Raw genomic sequence first — 20,869 nt, 5'->3', positions numbered from 1 at the left:
GGGTAACCCCCCGCTAGGGTTGGGGCGTGACCCAGACCCCAGAGGCCCGGCCCCGCGCGGGACGTCTTCCCCGTACCGCGCGTCGGGCCCAGTTGCTGGACGTCGCGCTCGACGTCTTCGTCGAGCAGGGCTACCACTCCGCCTCGATGGACGAGATCGCCGAGCGCGCCGGAGTCTCCAAGCCCGTGCTCTACCAGCACTTCCCCGGCAAGCTCGACCTGTACACCGCCCTGGTCTCCAGCGCGGTCGACACGGTGATCGAGGGTGTGCGATCGGCGCTCGCGTCGACGCAGGACAACTCCGAGCGCGTCCAGGCCACCATGCGCCTGTGGTACGACTGCGTCGCCAACCAGGAGAAGGCGTTCCGCCTCGTCTTCGAGTCGGACCTGACCAGCGACCCCGAGGTCAGCGGCCTGGTCGACCGAGTCACCTCCGAGTCCGCCGCCGCCATCGCCGAGGTCATCGTCGAGGACACCGGCCTGTCGCGCGGCGCCGCCGAACTGCTGGCCGCCGGCCTCGTCGGCATGGGCCACGTGGGCGCCCGCGCCTGGCTGTCCGGTGCCTCCGGCCTCACCCGTGACGACGCCGTCACCCTCGCCTCGACACTCGCCTGGCGTGGGATCGGCGGGTTCCCCAAGCCCACCAACGAAGGAGATGAGTGACCGTGGAGGTCAAGATCGGCGTCCAGAACGCCGCCCGTGAACTGTCCGTCGAGACCAACGCCGAGCCGGACACCGTGCTCGCGACGCTGAACCAGGCACTGAAGGACGACTCGCTGTTCACCGTCACCGACAGCAAGGGCCACACCGTGGCCGTCCCGGCCGACAAGGTCGCCTACCTGTACTTCAACGCCGACAGCGGCCGCAAGGTCGGCTTCGGTCTGACCAGCGCCTGACCCGAGCCCCGTCCGAGATCTGCTCCTGATCTCACCTTCGCGCGGTGCGCAGAGGTGAGATCAGGAGCATTTCTCGTCTCTGCTGGCCTCAGGCGTCGAGGCCGAGGCGCGCCATGCGTTCGGTGTGCGCGTCGGTGATGCGGGCGAACATGCGCCCGATGGAGGCGAGGTCGAACCCGCCGGGGCGGTCGGCGGCACCCACGACGACGGCCGTCAGGACGTCGCGCTCCGCGACGACCATCTGGGCCTGGCTGAGCGCCTCGCCCATCAGCCGGCGGCCCCACAGCGCGAGCCGTCCGCCGACGCGCGGATCGGCCGCGATGGCCTCGCGCACCTGGTCGACGACGAACTCGCTGTTGCCGGTCTGGCTCATCGTCTCCAGCACGAGCTGGCGGGTGTCGGCGTCGAGGAAGGCCGCGATCTCGCGGTAGAAGTCGGCGGCGAGCCCGTCGCCGACGTAGGCCTTCAGCAGGCCCTCGAGCCAGTCGGACGGCTCGGTCCGGTCATGGAAGCGGGCGAAGGTCGCGCGGAACGACTCCATCACCTCGTAGGGGTCCTCCCCCAGCCCGATGAGGCGGTCGCGCAGCTGGACGAAGTGGCTCCACTCGGCGGCAGCCATCGTCAGCAACGAGACCTTGGTGGACAGGTCGGGCGCGTCCTGGGAGTCCTGGTTGAGCTGCTCGACCGCGCTGAGCTCGCCGTAGCTCAGCAGGGCCAGCAGCTCGACCACGCCGGCTCGGTAGTCGGGATCGTCCAGGGGGCCGCCGGTCGTCGGGTCGGAGGTCATGACCGGGACTGTAGCGCGGCGATCCCCCGCGGCCTGGCCCGGAGCGATAGACTGACGGGGTATTCGCCGATCCTGCCTCGCAGGATCCCAGCCATTTCCGAGATCCGCTGACAGTAGATCGCACACAGAAACCAGAGCAGACCCCTGACTACCTTCACCGAACTGGGCGTCATGCCCGAGATCGTCGACGCCCTCACCGACAAGGGCATCATCGAGGCCTTCCCCATCCAGGAGATGACCCTCTCGGTCGCCCTGATGGGCACCGACCTCATCGGCCAGGCCCGCACGGGCACCGGCAAGACCCTGGCCTTCGCCATCCCGGTCATCCAGCGCACCGTCGCCCCGCACGACCCCGACTTCGACCAGCTGGCCGCCCCCGGCAAGCCGCAGGCACTCATCGTGGCCCCGACCCGCGAGCTGGCCATCCAGGTCGCCGGCGACGTCGCCACCGCGTCCAAGAACCGCGGCACGCGCAACCTCACGATCTACGGCGGCGTCCCCTACGAGCCGCAGCTCGAGGCGCTCGAGTCCGGCGTCGACATCGTCGTCGGCACGCCCGGCCGCATCCTCGACCTGGTCAACCGCGGCGCGCTGGACATCAGCCACGTCAAGTCGCTCGTGCTGGACGAGGCCGACGAGATGCTCGACCTGGGCTTCCTGCCCGACGTCGAGTCGATCCTGGCCCGCACGCCCGAGACCCGCCAGACGATGCTGTTCAGCGCCACGATGCCGTCCTCGATCGTCACGCTGGCGCGCAAGCACATGCACCACCCGATGAACATCCGTGCCGAGTCGGCCGAGTCCGGCCAGATGGTGCCGGCCACGAGCCAGTTCGTCTGGCAGGCGCACGACATGGACAAGCCCGAGGTCGTCGCCCGCATCCTGCAGGCCGACGACGTCGAGCGCGTCGTCATCTTCACGCGCACCAAGCGCCAGGCCCAGCGCGTGGCCGACGACCTGGCCGACCGCGGCTTCCCGGCCTCGCCGCTGCACGGCGACATGGCCCAGAAGGCCCGCGAGAAGGCGCTCGACGGCTTCCGCGAGGGCAAGGTCAGCATCCTGGTCGCCACCGACGTCGCCGCTCGCGGCATCGACGTCGCCAACATCAGCCACGTCATCAACTACACGTGCCCCGAGGACGACAAGACCTACGTGCACCGGATCGGCCGCACCGGCCGCGCCGGCGCATCGGGCATCGCCGTCACGTTCGTCGACTGGGCCGACCTGCAGCGCTGGAAGCTCATCAACAAGGCGCTCGACCTGCCCTACGACGAGCCGATCGAGACCTACTCGACCTCGGACCACCTGTTCCAAGACATGGGCATCGACCGCAACGCCAAGGGACGGCTCAAGCCCGCGGCACCGAAGGAGCCCCGCACCGAGGCTGGCCGCGACGGCCAGAAGCGCGACGGCCGCAGCGGTGGCCGCGACCGCGACCGCGACCGCAGCCGCAGCCGCGACGGCGGCTCGCGCCCCGCTGCCGGCTCGACCGAGAAGCAGACCGAGCGTCGCCCCCAGGCGTCGTCCGACGAGCAGGCCTCGGGCGAGGGCCAGGCCCGTCGCCGGCGCCGTCGTCGCACCCGTGGCGGCAAGCCCGCCGAGGGCGCTCCGCAGGCCGCGACCGACTGATCGACCCTCAGGCCGACCGTCGTCTCACGCCGTGACGACGACGGTCGTGCCGTCCGGGGCCCAGTGCCACAGGTACTTGGCGTCGGACTTCTTCTGCCGGACGCACCCGGCCGACAAGGGCTGGCCGAGCTGCTCGACGGTCTGCTCGGGCTTGCCGTTGTTGTAGACCGGGATCGAGTGGAACCCGATGGGCTCGCTGAATCCCGTCGCGAAGCGCACGAAGTACTCCATCGAGCCGGTGTAGTCGAAGCTCGTGGCGTGCCGCTGACGCGACTGCACCGCGTACGTGCCGGTCTTGAGGTTGTCGAACCGGCTGCCCGAGACCAGGTACGTCCGGTCGACGGTCCCGTCCGCCTCGATCAGCCACACCCGCTGGTCCGACTGGTCGAACACGATGCGGCGGCCCGTGCCGGAGTTCGCCGGCGGGGCGGGATCGGCCTTCGCGGCGGCAGCCTTCTTCGGGGGCGCCGGTGTCGGCGTGGTCGGCGCCGTCGTGGCCGCGGCGACCGTGGGCAGCACGGCCTCGGCGACGGCGGCGCCCGTCCGGGTCTGGGTCGCGGCGGCGTCGGTCTCGGGCAGGACGAGCGAGACGACGGCGACGCTGGCGGTCAGCACGAGCGCACCGGCCAGTGCGGTCACCCGGCCGAGTCGCAGGCGGGTCGGGGGCGGGGAAGCCATGTCCTCCACGGTAGGCGCCACCCGGCGGCGATGGCCGACTTCGCGGGGCGTGCGCGTGGCGGACCCACCGTCGCTCGGTCCCTGAGCCGTCATCGTCCCGCCATCAGCACGCGGGCGACGTCGCGATAGGCCTCGGCGCCCTTGTGCGAGCGCGCCGTGCTGAGGATCGTGCGGCCGATCGCCGGCGCCTCGGCGAAGCGGATCGTCTTCGGGATCGGCGGATCGATGACCTCGAGGTCGTAGGTCTCGCTGATCGCGGCCAGCACGTTGCGCGCATGGGCGGTGCGGCCGTCGTACATCGTGGCCAGGACCCCGCGGATGACGAGGTCGGGGTTGGTGAACCGGCGCACGTCGTGGATCGTGTCGAGCAACTGGCCGACGCCACGGTGCGACAGGGTCTCGGCCTGCAGCGGAATGAGCACCTCGTCGGCGGCCGACAGCGCGCCGACGGTCAGCACGCCGAGCGCGGGCGGGCAGTCCAGCACGATCCAGTCGTACTCGTCGGCGATCTTGGCCAGGGCCACCCGCAGCCGCTGCTCACGGCCCGTGCGGCTGATCAGGTTCTCCTCTGCCTCGGCCAGCGCGACGTTCGCCGGCAGCAGGTCGAGCCCCTCCTCGGAGGTCACGAGCGCGTCGCGCACGACGGCCTTGCCCAGCAGCACCTCGGCAACGGTGACCTCGAGCTCCTCAGGGTCGATCCCGAGCGAGAACGTCAGACTGCCCTGGGGGTCCAGGTCGACCAGCAGCACCCGCTGCCCCGCCTGGGCCAGTGCGGCCCCGATCGACGCGACGCTGGTGGTCTTGGCGACGCCGCCCTTCTGGTTGGCCAGGGCGAGGGTGGTGGTCACGCCGACATTGTGCCACCGACCGGGGCGCGGCAGCAGGCCTCGACGAGCGGCTCCGGTGAGATCACCGCCACGCTCCCGCGCGAGGGGAGCCTCCCGAGCGGCGGGCCGTCATGGAACTGGCATGCTGGCCCCATGACCCGCACGGCCCTGATCACCGGCGCCACCGCCGGCATCGGCAACGCGTTCGCCCGGCAGCTGGCGCGACGGGGAACGAACCTCGTCATCGTCGCCCGCGACACCCAGCGTCTCGAACAGTTGGCCTCCGACCTGTCGACGACCCACGGGGTCGACGTCGAGGTCGTCACCGCGGACCTCGCGACGTCCGAGGGCATGGACCGCGTCGCCGATCGACTCTCGGAGTCCGGGCGCCCCATCGACCTGCTGGTCAACAACGCCGGCGCCTCCCTCGCGGGCTGGTTCGGCACCACGGCCATCGCCGACGAGGACCGTCAGCTCGACCTGCTGGTGCGCGCGCCGATGCACCTCATGGACGCCGCCATCAAGTCGATGTCCGGACGCGGACGCGGCGGGATCATCAACGTCGCCAGCGTCGCGGCGTTCACGCCGCGTGGCGCGTACTCGGCGCACAAGGCGTGGCTGGTGAACATCTCGCAGTGGGCCAACTGGCACTACGCCGACGTCGGCATCACCGTGCAGGCCCTGTGCCCCGGGTTCACGCGCACCGAGTTCCACCAGCGCATGGGCGCCGAGATCGACAGCGTCCCCCGCTGGATGTGGCTCAAGGCCGACGCGGTCGTCAAGGGCTCGCTGCGCGACCTCGAGCGCGGCAAGGCCGTCTCGGTCCCCTCGCTGCGGTACAAGGTCCTCACCTCGATCGCCCGCCATGCCCCGACCAGCGTCGTGGCGAACGTCGCGAAGCGTGGTCGGTGAGGCAGGAGTGAGCGTTCCCAGGACCCTCGAGATCCCGGAGGGCGTGGAGGTCACCCGCGTCCTCACGGCCCGCAGCGAACACGCCGTGCATCGGATCAGCGCGGCCGGCGAGCGCGTGGGCTCGATCCTGCTCGTACCCGGCTGGACCGGCAGCAAGGAGGACTTCACCCCCGTCCTGCCGTTGCTGGCCGACCTGGGCTTCGACGTCGTGACGTTCGACCAGCGCGGCCAGTACGAGTCCCCCGGCGACGTGGAGGACGACTACTCGCTCGAGGGCCTGGCCGAGGACGCGCTGGCCCTGGCCGACGTCACGATCCAGGACGAGCGTTTCCACCTGCTCGGCCACTCGTTCGGCGGCCTCGTGGCGCAGACGCTCACCATCGGGCATCCCGATCGCATCCGGACGCTCAGCCTCCTGTGCACCGGCCCCGGAGCGCTCGGCGACACCCCGACCCGGCCCCTCCAGCGCCTGGTCACCGCGATCGGCAAGGTGCCGCTGCTGCAGATCCACGAGCTGCGCGAGCAGGGCATCAAGCGCCCCGCCCAGATCACGGCCTTCCTGGCGAAGCGCTTCACGGCCAACGCCCCCGCCTCGCTCAAGGCGATGACCCAGCACCTGCTGGACGCCGAGGACCGCGTGGACGAGGTCGCGGCCACCGGGGTCCCGTGCTGGGTCGCCCGGGGCGAGACCGACGACGCATGGCCGCACGACGTCCAGGCCGAGATGGCCCGCCGGCTCGGCACCGAGATCGTGATCCTGCCGTCGGCGGCCCACTCCCCCGGCGTCGAGGCTCCCGAGGAGCTCGTCGACGACTGGCGCGGCTTCCTGCTGGCCCACTGAGGCGCTGACGCGACTCAGCGCGTGCGGGTCCGGCGCAGCGTGCCGGAGACGGCGCGGCGCGCCACCGGCCCCAGGCCGTCGAGCGCTCGCGCCATCGCGGCGACAGCGTCGAACGAGCGGTCGGAGTCGGCCTCGGTGCGCACCGGATCGGTCAGCTCGAACCCGATGAACGCGGCCATCAGCAGGTCGGTGAACGCCTCGGGGTCGATCACGCCCTCGAAGGGCGAGCCCTTGACGAGCAGCCGCGACGCGACTCCACTGAGCGGCTCGCGCCACAGCAGCAGCGCGTCCCGGGCGGCGCGGCCGATGCCGGGATCGGACTGGGCCATCACCAGCGCCTGGCCGAGCACCGAGACGTGCCCGGCTCCGCGCTCCGCCTCCTGGACGTCGCGGGCCAGCTGCACGAGATCGCCGTAGGACCGTGCCTGCTCGAAGCGCTCACGGTGCAGCTCGACGCGCTCCCGCGTGGCGGTGACGCAGGCCTGCGCGACCAGGTCGGTGACCGAGCCGAAGTGGTAGAAGACCAGGCCCTGCGCCAGTCCGGCTCGCTGCGACACCGACCGGGCCGAGACAGCGGTGATCCCGTCGGAGGTCATGACCTCGATCGTCGCCTCGACGAGGCGGCGCTTGGACTCCTCGGCTGACTTCGGCGGCACGGGGTTCAGTATGTCGCTGCGTGCAGCGCGGTGCGGCGCAGGTGCGCCCGGCACGAGAGGCGCAGGACGATCCACATGCTCGCCCCCGACACCATCGCCGCGCCCGAGGCCCACCAGAACGCCTCGACAGGCCGGGCATCGAAGAGGCCCACCAGGACGAGCGCCTCGACCCACGCGACGGCGGTGACCAGTGCCACGACCATGTCGAGCGCCCGCCGGATCCCCCCACGGGCCACGAGCCGGGGCCAGAGCACCACGCTCAGGATGGTGGGCAGGACCCCCGCGAAGATCCCCACGAAGACACCGAGCCACAGCCCGAACACGGCCCAGACGACGACCAGCGCGCCCAGGACGTGCCACTCGAACGGGGACCCTCCCGCCACCTCAAGCGCATAGGCGATCACGAGGCACCCGAGGGCGCTCACGCCCCCGGAGATCGTGGCGGCCCCCAAGCCGCAGAGGGTGATCTGGTCTCGCGTCATCGCCTGCCCTTCGTTCTTGAGCACACGCTCAAGAACGAAGATAGCACTACCCGACGATGGCGCGCAGCGCTGCGACGTGATCGCGATAGGCCTTCTTCCCGGCCTTGGTGAACGCGGCCCAGGAGCGCACGCGCCCCTCACGCGCGCCCTTCGACACCTTGACGTATCCGGCGTCCTCCAGCGCCTTGACCTGCTTGCTGAGCACCGACTCGCTGACGCCGAGCCCGTCGCGCAGGAGCGCGAACTCGACCTTGTCGACGGTGTCCAACATCGCGCAGATCTGGAGCCGGTGCGGTGCGTGGATCAACGGATCGAAGGCGCCCGCACTCACGGCTGCTCCTCGATGCTGCGCACCCAGTCGGCGTCCCACGCCGGACCCAGGACCGCCCACGAGGCGGCGGTCACGACGGCGCCGATCACTGCCGGCACCGGCCCGAAGAAGGCGGCAACCATCGCGACGAAGGAGATCCCCGCCATGAGCCACGCGCGCCAGGCGCCGGGCTCACGCAGCGTCGCCCACGCCACCGCGCCGGTGTGTCGCGTGTACCACTGCATCGCGCCGAACACCGTCAGCAGACCCACCGCATAGAGGGCCCAGCGCACCCAGCCGTCCAGGCCGAGCCCCACGATCACGAGCGCGGCGCCGGAACCGGCGACGGCGTAGTAACCCTTCGGGCTCGCGACCCGGTGCGCCGTGGTGCGGCGGGTGGCCGCGATCTGCTCGAGCGCCTCGCGCGCCTGGTCCCGTTCGTCCATGATCTCTCCTGAGCTCGACTTGCCAACACGGAAAGTCTACCTCGTGACTTTCCAGAATGGCAAGCCGTCACGGAAAGTCGGGGATCAGCCCAGCAGGCGCTCCAGCTCCGCCGGATCGGTGAGGTTGGCCCCGAGGTGGAACGCCGGGCCCTTGCCGGTGCCGTGGTAGTCGCTGGACCCGGTCTTGGCCAGGCCGAGGTCGTCGGCGATGGCGGCGAGTCCCGCCCGCGCCCGCGCATCGTGGTCGGGGTGGTCGACCTCGACGCCGGCCAGACCCGTCTCGGCGAGCTTCGCCAGGAGCTCAGGCGTGATCTTGGTGCCGCTGTCGCGGGCCCAGGCGTGCGCGATGACGGGCTTGCCGCCGGCCTCACGCAGCAGGCGCACGGCCTCGAACAGATCGGCCGAGTACCGGCCGACGTACGCCGGCTTGCCCGGGACGAGCCAGTCGCGGAAGGCCTCGTCGCGGTCCTTGATGTAACCCTTGGCGATCATCGCGTCGGCGACGTGCGGGCGCCCCCAGGCCGCGGCGTCGCCGGCGACGGCGAGCACCTCCTGCTCGGTCAGCGGCATGCCGAGGGCGGCGAGCTTGTCCAGCAACCGCGGCAGCCGGTCGTTGCGGCCGCCCAGCACGCGGTGCAGCTCCTCGACCAGCGGCTCGTTCTGCGGATCGAACTCATACCCCAGCAGGTGGACGCTCAGACCCTCGTACTGCGTCGAGATCTCGATGCCGCGGATGAGCCGCAGGCCCACCTCGTCGGCGGCCTCCTGCGCCTCGGCCCAGCCCTCGGTCGCGTCGTGATCGGTCAGCGCGACGACGTCCAGTCCCTCGAGCTTGGCCTTGCGGACCAGCTCGGCCGGGGTGTCGGTGCCGTCGGACCGGGTGGAGTGGGTGTGGAGGTCGATGCGCACCCTCAGAAGACTAAGGCCTCTCCTCATCGGCCTCTTCGCGGACGTTCCACCGGATCACGACCGGCTGGCCACGGTCGTCACCCAGGACGGAGTAGGTACCGGTGTCCAGCAGGAAGACCCGCCCGTCCGCCACGTCCAACCCCAGCCACCGGGCCGCGAGGACGCGCAGGGAGTGCCCGTGCGCGAACACGAGAGTGCGGCCGCCCAGCGACCGCGCCCGGGCCACGACTCGGTCGAGCCGCTCGGCCACCTGCTCGGCCGACTCGCCCGCCGGCGAGGGATGGCTCCAGACCGTCCAGCCGGGGACCGTCTCACGAATCTCCTCGGTCGTGACACCTTCGTACTCGCCGTAGTCCCACTCGACGACGTCCTCGACGATCTCGGGGTCGAACCCTGCCAGGTGCGCGGTGTCGAGCGCGCGTCGTCGCGGACTGCTCCAGACGTGGTCGAACCCGACCCCCGAGAGCAGCGGACGCAGGGCGCGCGCCTGGGCGCGCCCTGTGTCCGTCAGCTCCAGGTCCGTGAACGAGGTGTGCCGCCACGCACGGCTCCACTCGGTCTCACCGTGACGCACGAGCCACAGCTCGGTCTCCCTCGCAGGCTGCTGATCCATGGACTCAGCGTGGCACGAAGGCCCAGTAGTCGAGGTCCAGCAGCACTCCGGCCGCGTACTTGCCGTCCTCACCCTTGAGCGTCATCGACTCGTCACGGCCCTTCGTGGCGACCAGGCGCAGCCGCAGCGCGCCGACGCCGGGCGCCGAGGTCTCGGCCTTGTCGAGCACCTCGCTCCAGGCGTAGACGGTGTCGCCGGCGAACGCCGGGGACGTGTGCGCGCCGGCGTTGATCGCGGCGATCAGCTGGGCGTTCGCCAGCCCGTTGAACGACAGCGCGCGGGCCATCGAGATCACGTGGCCGCCGTAGACCAGCCGGTTGCCGTCGGGACGGGCCTCGACGTTGAAGTGCACCTTCGCGGTGTTCTGCCACAGGCGCGTGGCCTGCTGGTGCTCGGACTCGGTGAGCGTGACGCCGTCGACGTGGTCGATCTTCTCGCCGACCTCGTAGTCGTCGAAGCGGTGCGGCTCGCCGGCTGCGGAGAAGTCGTAGTCGGTGAAGTCCAGACCCTCGGGCACGATCAGGTCCGCGGGCGCCACGAACGGTGCCAGTTCGGGCACGACGGTCTCGGGCGCGGGGGCCTCGACGCTCCGCTTGTGCACCATGACCCAGCGGGCCCAGTCGATGACGACCTCGCCGCGCTGGTTGGTGGCGGTCGAGCGCACGTGGACGACGCCGGTCTTGCCGTTGGAGTTCTGCTTGAGCCCGATGACCTCGGACGAGGTCGAGATCGTGTCGCCCGGCACGATCGGCCGGTGGAAGCGGCACTCGGCGTACCCGAGGTTCGCGACGGCGTTGAGCGAGACGTCCGGGACCGTCTTGCCGAAGGCGACGTGGAACCCGATGAGGTCCTCGACCGGGTGCGGGTCCAGGCCGACGGACGCGGCGAACGCGGCCGAGGACGGCACCGCGAAGCGGGTCGGGTAGATCGAGCCGTAGACCGCCCGGTCCCCCTCGGTGATCGTGCGCGGAGTCGCGTGGTCGATCACCTGGCCGAGAGTGAAGTCCTCGAAGAAGTTGCCCGGGTTCGTCTTGCTCATGTCGTCCTCACAGTCGCCGATGGTGCGGCACCATCATGGCGGATGCTCAGAACGCGAGCGTCGCGGCGACCATGTTGTGGTCCGACGGCGGGGTCACGCGGTACTTCCCGCGTCGCAGGTTCGCGTCCACGACGGTCTCCCAGCCGCGGCCCAGGAAGCCCGACGTGAGGATGTAGTCGATGCGCACGCCCTGGTGGCGGTAGTACGACTTCGCGGTGGCGCCACGCGGCCGCTTGAACCTCTTGTCCTTGAACATGCAGCGGTTGACGGCGGTACCGGCCTTCTTGCCCGCGATCGCGTTGGAGGTGTTGTAGTACGCCGTGATACGCCGGGTCAGGTGCAGCGGCACGCGCGGGTTGCCGACGGCCGCCAGGCTCTTGGTCGACCCGACCGACTTGCAGGAACCGCGCCACTTCGTGCTCCTGGACCGGTACTTGCGCCGGTCGGTGCCGAGCAGGTCGACGAGGCCGGACTTCGTCATGACGTCCGCTCCGGTCTTCGCCATGGTCCGGCCCGAGCTGTTGAGATCGCCCGTGACGACGACGGGGAGCGTCCGGCCGGCGTACGCGCGCACCTTCCGCACGACGGCCACGGCCTGCGCCGCCTGCTTGCGGCGGAACGCGTTCGACGCGGAGGAGGTGATCGGCTTGCCGCGGTACTTCGCGTCGAAGTGGGTGTTCGCGAACACGAACAGCTTGCCGTTCGCGTTCAGCCGGAAGACGGTCCAGTCGACGGTGCGCACGTTCGAGGTCGCGCTGGACAGGCGGGTGACCCCGCCCCGGACCACCGTCATGACCCGGGAGTCGTAGATCGTGCGGTTGTCCGACGAGCTGCGGCCCGGCGAGGTCGTGCAGGTCCTCCACGGGGCCTTCGTGCCCTGCCACGACCCGTTCCAGACGGCGGGGTTGCGGCCCGTTGTCGGGCAGACCTCGCGGTGGGTGTTCGTCACCCGGTACGGCGCACCGGCCGTGCGCGCGTTCATCAGGTCGACGACGTGCTCGTACTGGCTGTAGTTGCGGGTGCCGAAGGCCCGGCGCTGCATCCAGGCCTCCGAGGCCTCCTGCAGTCCGATGACGTCCGGCGAGCAGCGCATGATCATGCCGACGAGCCGGTCGGCCCGTGCCTCCCACGTCGCCTGGGTGCGGGCCGAGCCGTTGTAGCCCGCGATGTTGTAGGACGCGACCAGCAACGGCGTACGGCCGGCGAGCCGGCCACCGGCCGAGGTCTCGCGGACGACCTCACCGTGCGCGGCACAGCGGGAGCCGGCGGCACCGGCCGGCGCCGTGACGCCCGGTCCCGCGAGCAGACCGACGGCCAGGATCGAGGCCATCACCAGGACAGCGGGACGCAGACGCATGGGAGCTCCAGACTCGCGACTCCACCGAGCCGCACCTGCTCCACTGTAGTTACTCCTGCATCACTCGCACAGCCAATCGCAGCAGCACCGCGGGCGTCCGCGGCCCGGGCTCAGCCGACGGAGTGCCGGGTCGCCATGACCCGGTCGACCTGCTCGCGGTCGAAGGACTCCCCCAGCCACGTGAACAGGCCCTCGAAGACCCCCGGGTCGGCGACGTAGTCGTCGTAGTGCAGCGGGTACGTCAGGTCGCCCAGCTCGCGATGCGCGCGCTCCAGCCGTGCGTCGTAGTCGGCGATCTTGGCCAGCGCCTCGTCGCGTTCGTACTTGGCCCACCACTTGCTGCGCGCCACGTCCTCGGGATTGCGGGTGTTGAGCACGAAGCGCGCACCGGGGAACACCTGACGCGCGAACTCGAGCGTCTCGACGAGGTCACGGCGCCACCACCGGATCTCCTTGAAGCCCGTGACCCGGGTGTCCGGCTCGGGCTTGATGAAGACCTGCTGCAGGTGGCGGCGGATCGAGTCCGCGGCCTCCTGCGGCGAATAGTTGTCCAGCCCGAACCACGGATTGACCGGCTGGCTGCCCTGCTTCGTCCCGATCCGCTTGTTCATGCGGCGGTGGCTCTCGAACATCCACTCCAGCGCGCCGTCGTTCTCGCCGCGGATGAGGTAGCCCGGGATCGAGTTCAGCAGGCCCTGCAGGAGTGTCGAACCGGTGCGCCCGTAGGTCACGATGAAGACGTAGTCGTACGACGTCTCGTCGCGTTCCAGGATCAGTTGGCGGCGCAGCTTCTCGGTCTCGCGGGTGAGCTGCGTGACCTCGGTCCGCAGCGCGTCACGGTCCTCCTTGAGGCGCCGAACGGCAGGGACCTTGAGGGCGACGTCCTTGGCGAGGGGCATGCACTACAAGGTACCGCCCGCACCACCCGTCACGAGAGGGCGGTCGTGCCGGGCATCGAGGCCAACAGCTCCTGCCCCCGCGCGAGGTACTTGTGCTCGACCAGCAGCTCGTACTTGCTCGGCAGGATGGTCTTGACACTCGAGAAGTCGCGCTGTCCGCGGCTCATCGCGTACCCGACGATCGCGATGACGGCGCCCCACACGACGCCGAGGATCACGCCGGTCAGGACCGCCTGGAGCCACTGTCCCTCGGCCGCGAAGATGCCCAACAACAGGCCGATCAGCAGGCCGAACCAAGCACCGCCGGCGACGCCGCTGAGGATCACACGGCCCCACGTCAGCCGGCCCGTCACACGCTCGAGCTGCTTGAGATCGGTGCCGACGATGAGGACGTTCTCGACCGGGAACTCCTGGTCCGAGAGGTGGTCGACCGCCTTCTGGGCGGTCGCGTAGTCGTCATAGACACCGAGCGACTGCGGGTACTCCAACGAGAAGATCTGGGCCATTTCCACAGCGTAGACCCGTCACGGGCGACGGCCCAGCATCACGAGGATGCTGGGCCGTCGACGGCGCGGGCGCGTGGTGTCAGAGTTTGTAGTCCTTGAGCAGGTTGCGGCCGATGATCATCTTCTGGATGTCGGACGTGCCCTCACCGATCAGCATGAACGCGGCCTCACGGTAGAGACGCTCGATCTCGTACTCCTTGGAGTAGCCGTAGCCGCCATGGATCCGGAACGACGCCTCGACGACCTCGTTGCAGTACTCACTGGCGAGCATCTTGGCCATACCGGCCTCGACATCCATCCGCTTGCCCGAGTCCTTCAACCGGGCCGCCCGGACGACCATCGTGTGCGCGGCCTCGACCTTGGTGGCCATCTCCGCCAGGCGGAACAAGATCGCCTGGTGCTGAGCGATCGGCTTGCCGAACGTCTCACGCTGCTGCGCATAGGCGATACCCAGCTCGAAGGCACGGTTCGCGATGCCCACCGCACGCGCGCCCACGTTCACGCGGCCGACCTCGACCCCGTCCATCATCTGGTAGAAACCCTGGCCCGGCGTGCCACCGAGGATCTGATCAGCCGAGATCTTGTGCTTCTCGATGATCATCTCGGTCGTGTCGATGCCCTTGTAGCCCATCTTCTCGATCTTGCCCGGCACCGTGATGCCCTGGGCCGTCTCACCGAAGCCGGGCTCCTTCTCGACCAGGAACGTCGTCATGTTCTTGTAGACGCTGTCCGAACCCTCATCGGTCTTGACCAGCACCGCCACCAACGTCGAGCTGCCACCGTTCGTCAGCCACATCTTCTGACCGGTGATCTCATACGACCCGTCATCGAGCTTGGTCGCCTTCGTCGAGATGGCCGACACGTCCGAGCCCAGCGACGGCTCGCTCATGGAGAACGCGCCCCGGACCTCACCGGTGGCCATCTTGGGCAGGTACTTCTGCTTCTGCTCCTCGGTGCCGTGCTGGATCAGCATGTAGGCCACGATGAAGTGCGTGTTGATCACGCCCGACACGCTCATCCAGCCGCGGGCGATCTCCTCGACCACCAGGGCATACGTCAGCAGCGACTCGCCGAGTCCGCCGTACTCCTCGGGGATCATCAGGCCGAAGATGCCCAGCTCCTTGAGGCCCTCGACGATCTCGGTCGGGTACTCGTCCTTGTGCTCGAGCTCCGTCGCGACCGGAATGATCTCCTTCTCGACGAACTGACGCACGACCTTGAGAATCTCGACCTGCTCTTCGGTCAAACCCTCAGTACTGACAAGACGCCCCATGACGGTGCTCCTCGAATCTCGGTGGGAATCGGGGCGAGCCTACAGTGGCGCGATCGGCCGTATCGTCCGGGGACGGACGATTCAGTCCGCTACGAGCGTCTCGGCCGGTCGCGCCCGCCCGCTGGCCGCCGTGACGACCGCGAGACCGGCCAGGATCAGCACGATCCCGGCGTACGTCGCCCACGGCAGGGCCTCGCCGAGGAAGGCCGCGGCGACCAGCGCGGCACCGGGCACCTCGAGCAGGAGCATCAGCGAGACGACCACCGGCGACATGACCGCCAGCAGATGGTTGATGACCGAGTGGCCCAGCAGCTGCGCGCACACCATCACGGCGACGATCAGGACCCACGCGCGGGCTGACCAACCACCCAGCGGCACGCCCGCGACCAGGCAGGCGATCAACAGGACCGCCGAGCAGATGCCGTAACAGGTGAAGGTGTAGGCCGTGGTCGAGAGAGTCTCGCGCACGCGCGCCCCGACGATGACGTAGACGGCGGCGAACAGGCCACCGGCCAGGGCCAGGGCGTCGCCCCAGATCGCCTCGCGCGAGATGGACAGGTCGACACCCGAGATCGCGACGACCCCCAGGACGGCCAGCAGCGCTCCCCCGACCACCGCGCGGGGGGCGCGGCGGCCCCGGAGCGCGTCGATCGCGATCACGAACAGGACCTGCATCGACACCAGCGCGGTCGCCGCCGCGACCGAGGTGAGCTTGAGCGAGGCCACCCAGCAGGCGAAGTGCGCCGCGAGGGCGGCGCCGGCGACGAAGGACAGGAGCCAGCCGTGGCGGTCCTGGCCGGTGATGGCGGCGCGGTGCCGCGTGAGGGCGAACGGCGCCAGCAGACCCGTGGCCATGGCATTGCGCCAGAAGGCGATCGCCAGGACGGGAGCCGCGGTCGCGGCCATGAGTGGACCCGACAGGGAGACGCCGACGACCGCGATGGCGGCCAGGACCAGGTTCACCGCGTCAGTCTCCCACCCGTCTCGGCCGTCTCGCGCTCCCCGCCCCGGGCCGGTGCGTCCGGTCCCATCCCCTGAGTCACCCTCCACCGGTAGCCTCGAACCCGTGACCAGCCAGCCGACCCGGATCTTCGTGTCCCGCCTCGTCGGTCAGGCCGTGTTCGATCCGGTCGGCGACCAGGTCGGCAAGCTGCGCGACGTCGTCGTCGCTGTCCGCAGCGCCACCCAGCGACCGCGCGTCCTGGGCCTGGTGATCGAGGTCCTCGGCCGTCGGCGGGTGTTCCTGCCGATCACGCGGGTGACCTCGATGGACTCGGGCCAGATCATCACGACGGGCGTCCTGAACCTGCGCCGCTTCCAACAACGCGCCACCGAGACGTTGGCCGTGCACGAGCTCTTCGACCGCCAGGTCACGCTCGCCGACGGCACGGCGGCGACGTTGTACGACCTCGCGATCGAGCAGGATCCGCGTCGCGACTGGTACGTCTCGACCGTCGCCGTGGCCGAGCACCACAAGCGCTTCGGCCGGCGCGGCACGAGCCACGTCCTGGAGTGGGACGAGGTCCACGGCCTCGCCAGCGAGACCGCCGCGCAGGGTGCCACCAACCTCCTCGCCACGATGGACGAGATGCGTCCGGCGGACATCGCCAACGCCCTGCGCGACCTGCCGCCCAAGCGCCGCATGGAGATCGTCCGCGAGTTCGGCGACGAACGTCTGGCCGACGTGCTCGAGGAGATGCCCGAGGCGCTGCAGATCGAGGTGCTGGGCATCCTCGACCCGAGCCGTGGCGCCGACGTCCTGGGCGAGATGGACCCCGACGACGCGGCCGACCTGCTGGGCGAGCTGCCGGCCCAGACGGCCGAGGAGCTGCTCGAGCTCATGGAGCCCGAGGACGCCGAGGACGTGCGCCGACTGCTCTCCTACGAGGAGCGCACCGCCGGCGGCATGATGACCACCGAGCCGGTCGTGATCGACCCGAGCGCCACCATCGCCGACGCGCTCGCGCTGATCCGCGAGCCCGAGCTCAGCCCGGCGCTCGCGTCCATGGTCTACGTGTGCCGGCCCCCGCTCGAGACGCCCACCGGCCGCTTCCTCGGCGGAGCCCACTTCCAGGCGCTGCTGCGCGAGCCACCGTCGACCCTGGTCAGCCAGGTCATCGACAACGACATCGACTGGCCTCGTCCCGACGCCTCGCTGGCCGAGGTCGCCGGGCTGCTCGCCGCGTACAACATGGTCGCGCTGCCGGTCGTCGACGAGAACCAGCACCTGCTGGGCGTCGTGACGATCGACGACGTGCTCGACCACCTGCTGCCGAAGGGGTGGCGAGAGAATGGCTGATCGCGAACGCCTCGACCAGCCCCGCGACCTGCGTCGCGGGCTGACGCGCAACCTCGCCGCACGGCGTGAGGCCGCCGACCCCGAGCGGTTCGGCCGCTTCGCCGAGTCCGCCGCCCGCTACCTGGGCACCGCGCGCTTCATCGCGTGGATGACGGTCTTCATCCTGGTCTGGATCGCGTGGAACGTGCCCTACGGTCCCGACCGGCCGCGCTGGGACGAGTACCCGTTCATCTTCCTCACGCTCATCCTGTCGCTGCAGGCGTCGTACGCCGCTCCCCTGATCCTGCTGGCGCAGAACCGCCAGGAGGCGCGCGACCGCATCGCGGCCGAGCAGGACCGCGACGCCGCCAGCCGCTCGCACGCCGACATGGAGTTCCTGGCCCGCGAGGTCGCGAGCCTGCGGATCGGCCTGGGCGAGGTCGCCACGCGCGACTTCCTGCGCAGTGAGCTGCGCGGATTCCTGGCCGATCTGGAGCGGGCCGAGGAGCCCGGCGACCAGGACTGACCCGGCGGCCCGATCCGCCCCGCGGAACGGATGCTGCCCGGTTGCCGACACGGCGCCCGGGCGTTGGTCTGGCCCCCGTAGACTCCACCTCATGGCTGACGTCACCCAGGAACAGATCACCGCGGCGCTCTCGACCGTCAACGACCCCGAGATCAAGCGCCCGATCACCGAGCTGGGGATGGTCGACACGATCACGATCGGCGAGACCGAGATCGTCGTGCGGCTGCTGCTGACCGTCGCCGGCTGCCCGCTCAAGGACACCCTGACCCGCGACGTCACCGCCGCCGTGGTCAAGGTCGCCCCGGCCCACACGGTCCGCGTCGACATGGGCGTCATGACCGACGAGCAGCGCAAGGCCATGCAGGAGCACCTGCGCGGCGGCCGCGCCGAGCGTGAGATCCCGTTCGCCCAGCCCGGCTCGCTGACCAAGGTCTACGCGATCGCCTCGGGCAAGGGTGGCGTCGGCAAGTCGACCGTCACCGTCAACCTCGCCGTCGCGATGGCCAAGCGCGGCCTGAAGGTCGGCGTCGTCGACGCCGACATCTACGGCCACTCGATCCCCGACATGCTCGGCGTGGGGGACCAGCGCCCCACCCAGGTCGAGGACATGATCATGCCCGTCCCGGCCCAGGTCGCCGGCACGACGATCAAGGTCATGAGCATCGGCATGCTCAAGCCCCGCAGGGACCAGGTCGTCGCGTGGCGCGGTCCGATGCTCGACCGTGCTCTCGTCCAGATGCTGGCCGACGTCTACTGGGGCGACCTCGACGCCCTCTTCCTCGACCTGCCCCCGGGCACGGGCGACATGGCGATCAGCCTGGGTCAGCACCTGCCCAACGCCGAGGTCGTCGTCGTCACGACGCCGCAGCAGGCCGCCGCCCAGGTGGCCGAGCGCGCCGGCACGATGGCGTCGATGATGCACCAGCGCGTCGTGGGCGTCATCGAGAACATGTCGTGGCTGCAGCTCCCCTCGGGCGAGAAGATGGAGGTCTTCGGCTCCGGCGGTGCCGCGCAGGTCGCGTCCACGCTCAGTGCCCGCCTCGGCTACGAGATCTCGCTGCTCGGCCAGGTCCCCCTGGAGGAGCGCATGCGCGAGGGCGGCGACTCCGGCGACCCGATCGTGGCCGCGGATCCCGACGCCGAGAGCGCCAAGGTCCTGCAGCAGATCGCCGACCAGCTCAGTGGCCGCTCGCGCGGCCTCGCGGGCATGCAGCTGGGCCTCGCGCCCGCCGGCCGACTGTAGGATCACGCCCGTGGGCCTGGGCTGGATGGAGATCGGCACGATCCTCGTCGTGGCGATGCTCGTGTTCGGTCCCGACCGGCTGCCGGGCCTGGCGCGTCAGGCGGCGCAGTTCATCCGCACCGTCCGCCAGATGGCCGACAACGCGAAGGCCGAGCTGGGCCGCGAGCTCGGCGACGAGTTCAAGGACATCGACCTGCGCGACCTCGACCCCCGCGCGGCGGTCCGGGACGTGATGTGGTCCGACCCGACGCCTCCGCCGGTACCGAGCGTGCGCATCCTGCGGCCCGGCGAGGTGCCTCCGTTCGACCCCGAGGCCACCTGAGCCCTCTCCCCCACCCCGAGATTTGCTCCCATTTCCACCTTTGAAGCGCTCTGAATGGTGAGTTTGGGAGCAAATCTCGGGAGGGCGGGCGGTCAGACGCCGAGGGCGCCGAGCACGCGGGTCCGGCCGGAGCGCGGCTCGCGGTGCGCCAACTCCCGCCGCAGCGCGGCGCGTCCCCGGTGGACCCGCGTGCGGACCGTGCCGATCTTGATCCCCAGCAGCACCGCGATCTCGGCGTGCGCCAACTGCTCGACATCGGCCAGCACGACGGCCACCCGCAGATGGCTCGGCAGGGTCGCCAGAGCGGCCTCGATGTCAGGATCGAACCCCGCGTCGTGCACCACGTCGGCCGGCAGCGAGCCGCTGTCCGTGAGCCGCTCCTCGTGGGCCGCGGTCAGGGCCGAGGTGGGCTGGCGACCGGCACGTCGCGCCCGGTCCAGGAAGAGGTTCGTGGTGATGCGGTGGATCCACCCGGCGAGGTTCTGGGCCTCATAGCGGTCCAGCGACGTGAAGACGCGCTCGAACACGTCCTGGGTCAGGTCCTCGGCGTCCTGGGGGTTGCCCGTCAGGCGCGTGGCGAGCCGGCGAACCTGTGGCGCGTGCTGAACGTAGATCTCGACCTGCTCCTGCACGGTCGCGGTCGGGTTCGCATCGGCCATGCCTCGATCCTCGACCGCGAACCTGAGAGCAACCGAAGAACGCGCTGACGGTTGGCGAAGTCCGTCGCCCTCGCCACCGCGAGTCCCGTCGTCGACCGGCGCCCGGCGTCGATAGGCTGGGCCCACCCGCCGAACGAATTGCGAGGGGACGATGACGACCGAAGCCAGCCTGGCCTACGCAGAGCAGTACCAGCCCGAGGACGACCACCTGCGCACCGCGCGCCGACATGCCGAGTCCGTCGGCGTGGTTCCCGTCCTGCCCGGGGCACGGGCTGCTCTGACCTTCCTGGCCGGTGCGGCGAACGCCCGCAACATCGCCGAGATCGGCACGGGCACCGGCGTCTCCGGACTGGCGTTGCTCCGCGGCATGCTGCCGGACGGTGTGCTCACGTCCGTCGACCTCGAGGCCGAGAACCAGCGGCTCGCGCGCGACGTCTTCCGCGCCGCCGGCATCGCGCCGACGCGCTTCCGGCTCATCACGGGCTCGGCCCTGGACGTGCTGCCGCGGCTCAACGACGGCGGCTACGACCTGGTGTTCTGCGACGGCGACAAGGTCGAGTACGGCGAGTACCTCGACGAGGCGTTGCGCCTCACCCGCGCCGGCGGCCTGGTGATCTTCGACAATGCGCTGTGGCACGACCGGGTCGCCGACCCGTCGCGTCGCGACCCCGAGACGGTCGCCATCCGCGAGCTCGTGGAGCGCGTGCGCAACGACGAGGACCTGACGGCGCTGCTGCTGCCGCTGGGCGACGGCCTGCTGGTGCTGCAGAAGCCGCACTGAC

26 protein-coding genes are annotated in these 20,869 nt (G+C 70.4%); 10 read left to right on the top strand and 16 right to left on the bottom strand.

Features of this window, described 5'->3' with window-relative positions:
* The first annotated feature begins 26 nt into the window (after positions 1–26).
* Both GL325_RS08905 and GL325_RS08900 read left to right on the top strand, forming a co-directional pair.
* The gene (locus GL325_RS08905; protein ID WP_187411482.1) at positions 27–662 is read left to right on the top strand and encodes a TetR/AcrR family transcriptional regulator; all 636 of its coding nucleotides are present in this window, start codon (positions 27–29) and stop codon (positions 660–662) included.
* Positions 659–895 carry a DUF3107 domain-containing protein gene (locus GL325_RS08900; RefSeq protein ID WP_232418724.1) on the top strand — a complete coding sequence of 79 codons (237 nt, stop codon included), beginning with the start codon at positions 659–661 and terminating at the stop codon, positions 893–895. Before GL325_RS08905 ends, GL325_RS08900 begins: the two co-directional genes overlap by 4 nt.
* 88 nt (positions 896–983) lie before the next feature.
* Here GL325_RS08900 and GL325_RS08895 read toward each other — a convergent pair whose 3' ends face one another.
* Entirely contained in the window at positions 984–1,682 is a 699-nt protein-coding gene (locus GL325_RS08895) for a ferritin-like fold-containing protein (protein ID WP_187769287.1), read from the bottom strand.
* 171 nt (positions 1,683–1,853) lie between these two features.
* On the opposite strand from GL325_RS08895, the gene GL325_RS08890 reads away from it, so the two are divergent.
* The gene (locus GL325_RS08890) at positions 1,854–3,311 is read left to right on the top strand and encodes a DEAD/DEAH box helicase (protein ID WP_187769286.1); all 1,458 of its coding nucleotides are present in this window, start codon (positions 1,854–1,856) and stop codon (positions 3,309–3,311) included.
* A 24-nt stretch (positions 3,312–3,335) separates the two neighbouring features.
* On the opposite strand, the gene GL325_RS08885 is transcribed toward GL325_RS08890, so the two are convergent.
* Both GL325_RS08885 and GL325_RS08880 read right to left on the bottom strand, forming a co-directional pair.
* Positions 3,336–3,989 carry a L,D-transpeptidase gene (locus GL325_RS08885; protein WP_187769285.1) on the bottom strand — a complete coding sequence of 218 codons (654 nt, stop codon included), beginning with the start codon at positions 3,987–3,989 and terminating at the stop codon, positions 3,336–3,338.
* A gap of 89 nt (positions 3,990–4,078) precedes the next feature.
* Entirely contained in the window at positions 4,079–4,837 is a 759-nt protein-coding gene (locus GL325_RS08880) for a ParA family protein (protein WP_187411484.1), read from the bottom strand.
* A 132-nt stretch (positions 4,838–4,969) separates the two neighbouring features.
* On the opposite strand from GL325_RS08880, the gene GL325_RS08875 reads away from it, so the two are divergent.
* Together GL325_RS08875 and GL325_RS08870 are read left to right on the top strand one after the other, a co-directional pair.
* Positions 4,970–5,728: an SDR family oxidoreductase gene (locus GL325_RS08875; RefSeq protein ID WP_187769284.1), complete on the top strand. Its 759-nt coding sequence runs from the start codon at positions 4,970–4,972 to the stop codon at positions 5,726–5,728.
* A 7-nt stretch (positions 5,729–5,735) separates the two neighbouring features.
* Positions 5,736–6,569, top strand: a complete 834-nt coding sequence (locus tag GL325_RS08870; RefSeq protein WP_187769283.1) for an alpha/beta fold hydrolase — start codon at positions 5,736–5,738, stop codon at positions 6,567–6,569.
* Between the two features lie 14 nt (positions 6,570–6,583).
* On the opposite strand, the gene GL325_RS08865 is transcribed toward GL325_RS08870, so the two are convergent.
* The 12 genes from GL325_RS08865 to GL325_RS08810 form a co-directional block, all read right to left on the bottom strand.
* Complete coding sequence (locus GL325_RS08865) at positions 6,584–7,225, bottom strand: TetR/AcrR family transcriptional regulator (RefSeq protein WP_187769282.1); 642 nt, start codon at positions 7,223–7,225, stop codon at positions 6,584–6,586.
* 5 nt (positions 7,226–7,230) lie between these two features.
* Positions 7,231–7,707, bottom strand: a complete 477-nt coding sequence (locus GL325_RS08860) for a hypothetical protein (protein ID WP_187769281.1) — start codon at positions 7,705–7,707, stop codon at positions 7,231–7,233.
* Between the two features lie 46 nt (positions 7,708–7,753).
* Positions 7,754–8,038, bottom strand: coding sequence for a transcriptional regulator (locus GL325_RS08855; RefSeq protein ID WP_255955889.1), 285 nt, complete (start codon positions 8,036–8,038; stop codon positions 7,754–7,756).
* Positions 8,035–8,463, bottom strand: coding sequence for a hypothetical protein (locus GL325_RS08850; protein ID WP_187769280.1), 429 nt, complete (start codon positions 8,461–8,463; stop codon positions 8,035–8,037). The genes GL325_RS08855 and GL325_RS08850 overlap by 4 nt, the downstream gene beginning before the upstream one ends.
* Positions 8,464–8,547: 84 nt before the next feature.
* The gene (locus GL325_RS08845; protein ID WP_187769279.1) at positions 8,548–9,372 is read right to left on the bottom strand and encodes a PHP domain-containing protein; all 825 of its coding nucleotides are present in this window, start codon (positions 9,370–9,372) and stop codon (positions 8,548–8,550) included.
* 10 nt (positions 9,373–9,382) lie between these two features.
* Positions 9,383–9,985, bottom strand: coding sequence for a histidine phosphatase family protein (locus GL325_RS08840; RefSeq protein WP_154596755.1), 603 nt, complete (start codon positions 9,983–9,985; stop codon positions 9,383–9,385).
* A 4-nt stretch (positions 9,986–9,989) separates the two neighbouring features.
* A complete protein-coding gene (locus tag GL325_RS08835) occupies positions 9,990–11,024 on the bottom strand; it encodes a MaoC family dehydratase (protein WP_187769278.1) in 1,035 nt (344 codons plus the stop codon).
* A 46-nt stretch (positions 11,025–11,070) separates the two neighbouring features.
* Entirely contained in the window at positions 11,071–12,381 is a 1,311-nt protein-coding gene (locus GL325_RS08830) for an endonuclease/exonuclease/phosphatase family protein (protein ID WP_187769277.1), read from the bottom strand.
* A gap of 110 nt (positions 12,382–12,491) precedes the next feature.
* Positions 12,492–13,280: a sulfotransferase gene (locus GL325_RS08825; RefSeq protein WP_187769276.1), complete on the bottom strand. Its 789-nt coding sequence runs from the start codon at positions 13,278–13,280 to the stop codon at positions 12,492–12,494.
* Positions 13,281–13,309: 29 nt separating this feature from the next.
* Positions 13,310–13,786: a general stress protein gene (locus GL325_RS08820; protein ID WP_154596751.1), complete on the bottom strand. Its 477-nt coding sequence runs from the start codon at positions 13,784–13,786 to the stop codon at positions 13,310–13,312.
* A gap of 79 nt (positions 13,787–13,865) precedes the next feature.
* Positions 13,866–15,059, bottom strand: a complete 1,194-nt coding sequence (locus GL325_RS08815) for an acyl-CoA dehydrogenase family protein (RefSeq protein ID WP_154596725.1) — start codon at positions 15,057–15,059, stop codon at positions 13,866–13,868.
* Between the two features lie 81 nt (positions 15,060–15,140).
* Positions 15,141–16,022 carry a DMT family transporter gene (locus GL325_RS08810; RefSeq protein WP_154596724.1) on the bottom strand — a complete coding sequence of 294 codons (882 nt, stop codon included), beginning with the start codon at positions 16,020–16,022 and terminating at the stop codon, positions 15,141–15,143.
* A 103-nt stretch (positions 16,023–16,125) separates the two neighbouring features.
* Between GL325_RS08810 and GL325_RS08805 the strand changes: the two genes are divergently transcribed.
* The 4 genes from GL325_RS08805 (at position 16,126) to GL325_RS08790 (ending at position 19,428) form a co-directional block, all read left to right on the top strand.
* Positions 16,126–17,358 carry a magnesium transporter MgtE N-terminal domain-containing protein gene (locus GL325_RS08805; protein WP_222865778.1) on the top strand — a complete coding sequence of 411 codons (1,233 nt, stop codon included), beginning with the start codon at positions 16,126–16,128 and terminating at the stop codon, positions 17,356–17,358.
* The gene (locus GL325_RS08800) at positions 17,351–17,863 is read left to right on the top strand and encodes a DUF1003 domain-containing protein (protein WP_187769275.1); all 513 of its coding nucleotides are present in this window, start codon (positions 17,351–17,353) and stop codon (positions 17,861–17,863) included. Before GL325_RS08805 ends, GL325_RS08800 begins: the two co-directional genes overlap by 8 nt.
* Before the next feature lie 91 nt (positions 17,864–17,954).
* Complete coding sequence (locus GL325_RS08795) at positions 17,955–19,106, top strand: Mrp/NBP35 family ATP-binding protein (protein ID WP_187769274.1); 1,152 nt, start codon at positions 17,955–17,957, stop codon at positions 19,104–19,106.
* 10 nt (positions 19,107–19,116) lie between these two features.
* Positions 19,117–19,428, top strand: a complete 312-nt coding sequence (locus GL325_RS08790; protein ID WP_255467042.1) for a sec-independent translocase — start codon at positions 19,117–19,119, stop codon at positions 19,426–19,428.
* A gap of 92 nt (positions 19,429–19,520) precedes the next feature.
* On the opposite strand, the gene GL325_RS08785 is transcribed toward GL325_RS08790, so the two are convergent.
* The gene (locus GL325_RS08785) at positions 19,521–20,087 is read right to left on the bottom strand and encodes a sigma-70 family RNA polymerase sigma factor (RefSeq protein WP_187769273.1); all 567 of its coding nucleotides are present in this window, start codon (positions 20,085–20,087) and stop codon (positions 19,521–19,523) included.
* A 151-nt stretch (positions 20,088–20,238) separates the two neighbouring features.
* Here GL325_RS08785 and GL325_RS08780 point away from each other — a divergent pair, with 151 nt between their 5' ends.
* A complete protein-coding gene (locus tag GL325_RS08780; RefSeq protein ID WP_154596719.1) occupies positions 20,239–20,868 on the top strand; it encodes an O-methyltransferase in 630 nt (209 codons plus the stop codon).
* The last annotated feature ends 1 nt before the right edge of the window (position 20,869 follow it).

The sequence above is a fragment of the Aeromicrobium sp. 636 genome, assembly GCF_024433585.1.
GTDB lineage: Bacteria > Actinomycetota > Actinomycetes > Propionibacteriales > Nocardioidaceae > Aeromicrobium > Aeromicrobium senzhongii.
This window is presented reverse-complemented; position numbering and strand designations above follow the sequence as displayed.

Bases quoted from the DNA above. Each gene is read 5' to 3' on its own strand.
- GL325_RS08875 (WP_187769284.1), top strand. From the start codon at position 4,970: ATGACCCGCACGGCCCTGATCACCGGCGCCACCGCCGGCATCGGCAAC.
- GL325_RS08815 (WP_154596725.1), bottom strand. From the start codon at position 15,059: ATGGGGCGTCTTGTCAGTACTGAGGGTTTGACCGAAGAGCAGGTCGAG.
- GL325_RS08850 (WP_187769280.1), bottom strand. From the start codon at position 8,463: ATGGACGAACGGGACCAGGCGCGCGAGGCGCTCGAGCAGATCGCGGCC.
- GL325_RS08860 (WP_187769281.1), bottom strand. From the start codon at position 7,707: ATGACGCGAGACCAGATCACCCTCTGCGGCTTGGGGGCCGCCACGATC.
- GL325_RS08890 (WP_187769286.1), top strand. From the start codon at position 1,854: ATGCCCGAGATCGTCGACGCCCTCACCGACAAGGGCATCATCGAGGCC.
- GL325_RS08825 (WP_187769276.1), bottom strand. From the start codon at position 13,280: ATGCCCCTCGCCAAGGACGTCGCCCTCAAGGTCCCTGCCGTTCGGCGC.
- GL325_RS08840 (WP_154596755.1), bottom strand. From the start codon at position 9,985: ATGGATCAGCAGCCTGCGAGGGAGACCGAGCTGTGGCTCGTGCGTCAC.
- GL325_RS08820 (WP_154596751.1), bottom strand. From the start codon at position 13,786: ATGGCCCAGATCTTCTCGTTGGAGTACCCGCAGTCGCTCGGTGTCTAT.
- GL325_RS08800 (WP_187769275.1), top strand. From the start codon at position 17,351: ATGGCTGATCGCGAACGCCTCGACCAGCCCCGCGACCTGCGTCGCGGG.
- GL325_RS08835 (WP_187769278.1), bottom strand. From the start codon at position 11,024: ATGAGCAAGACGAACCCGGGCAACTTCTTCGAGGACTTCACTCTCGGC.
- GL325_RS08795 (WP_187769274.1), top strand. From the start codon at position 17,955: ATGGCTGACGTCACCCAGGAACAGATCACCGCGGCGCTCTCGACCGTC.
- GL325_RS08785 (WP_187769273.1), bottom strand. From the start codon at position 20,087: ATGGCCGATGCGAACCCGACCGCGACCGTGCAGGAGCAGGTCGAGATC.
- GL325_RS08885 (WP_187769285.1), bottom strand. From the start codon at position 3,989: ATGGCTTCCCCGCCCCCGACCCGCCTGCGACTCGGCCGGGTGACCGCA.
- GL325_RS08830 (WP_187769277.1), bottom strand. From the start codon at position 12,381: ATGCGTCTGCGTCCCGCTGTCCTGGTGATGGCCTCGATCCTGGCCGTC.
- GL325_RS08895 (WP_187769287.1), bottom strand. From the start codon at position 1,682: ATGACCTCCGACCCGACGACCGGCGGCCCCCTGGACGATCCCGACTAC.
- GL325_RS08780 (WP_154596719.1), top strand. From the start codon at position 20,239: ATGACGACCGAAGCCAGCCTGGCCTACGCAGAGCAGTACCAGCCCGAG.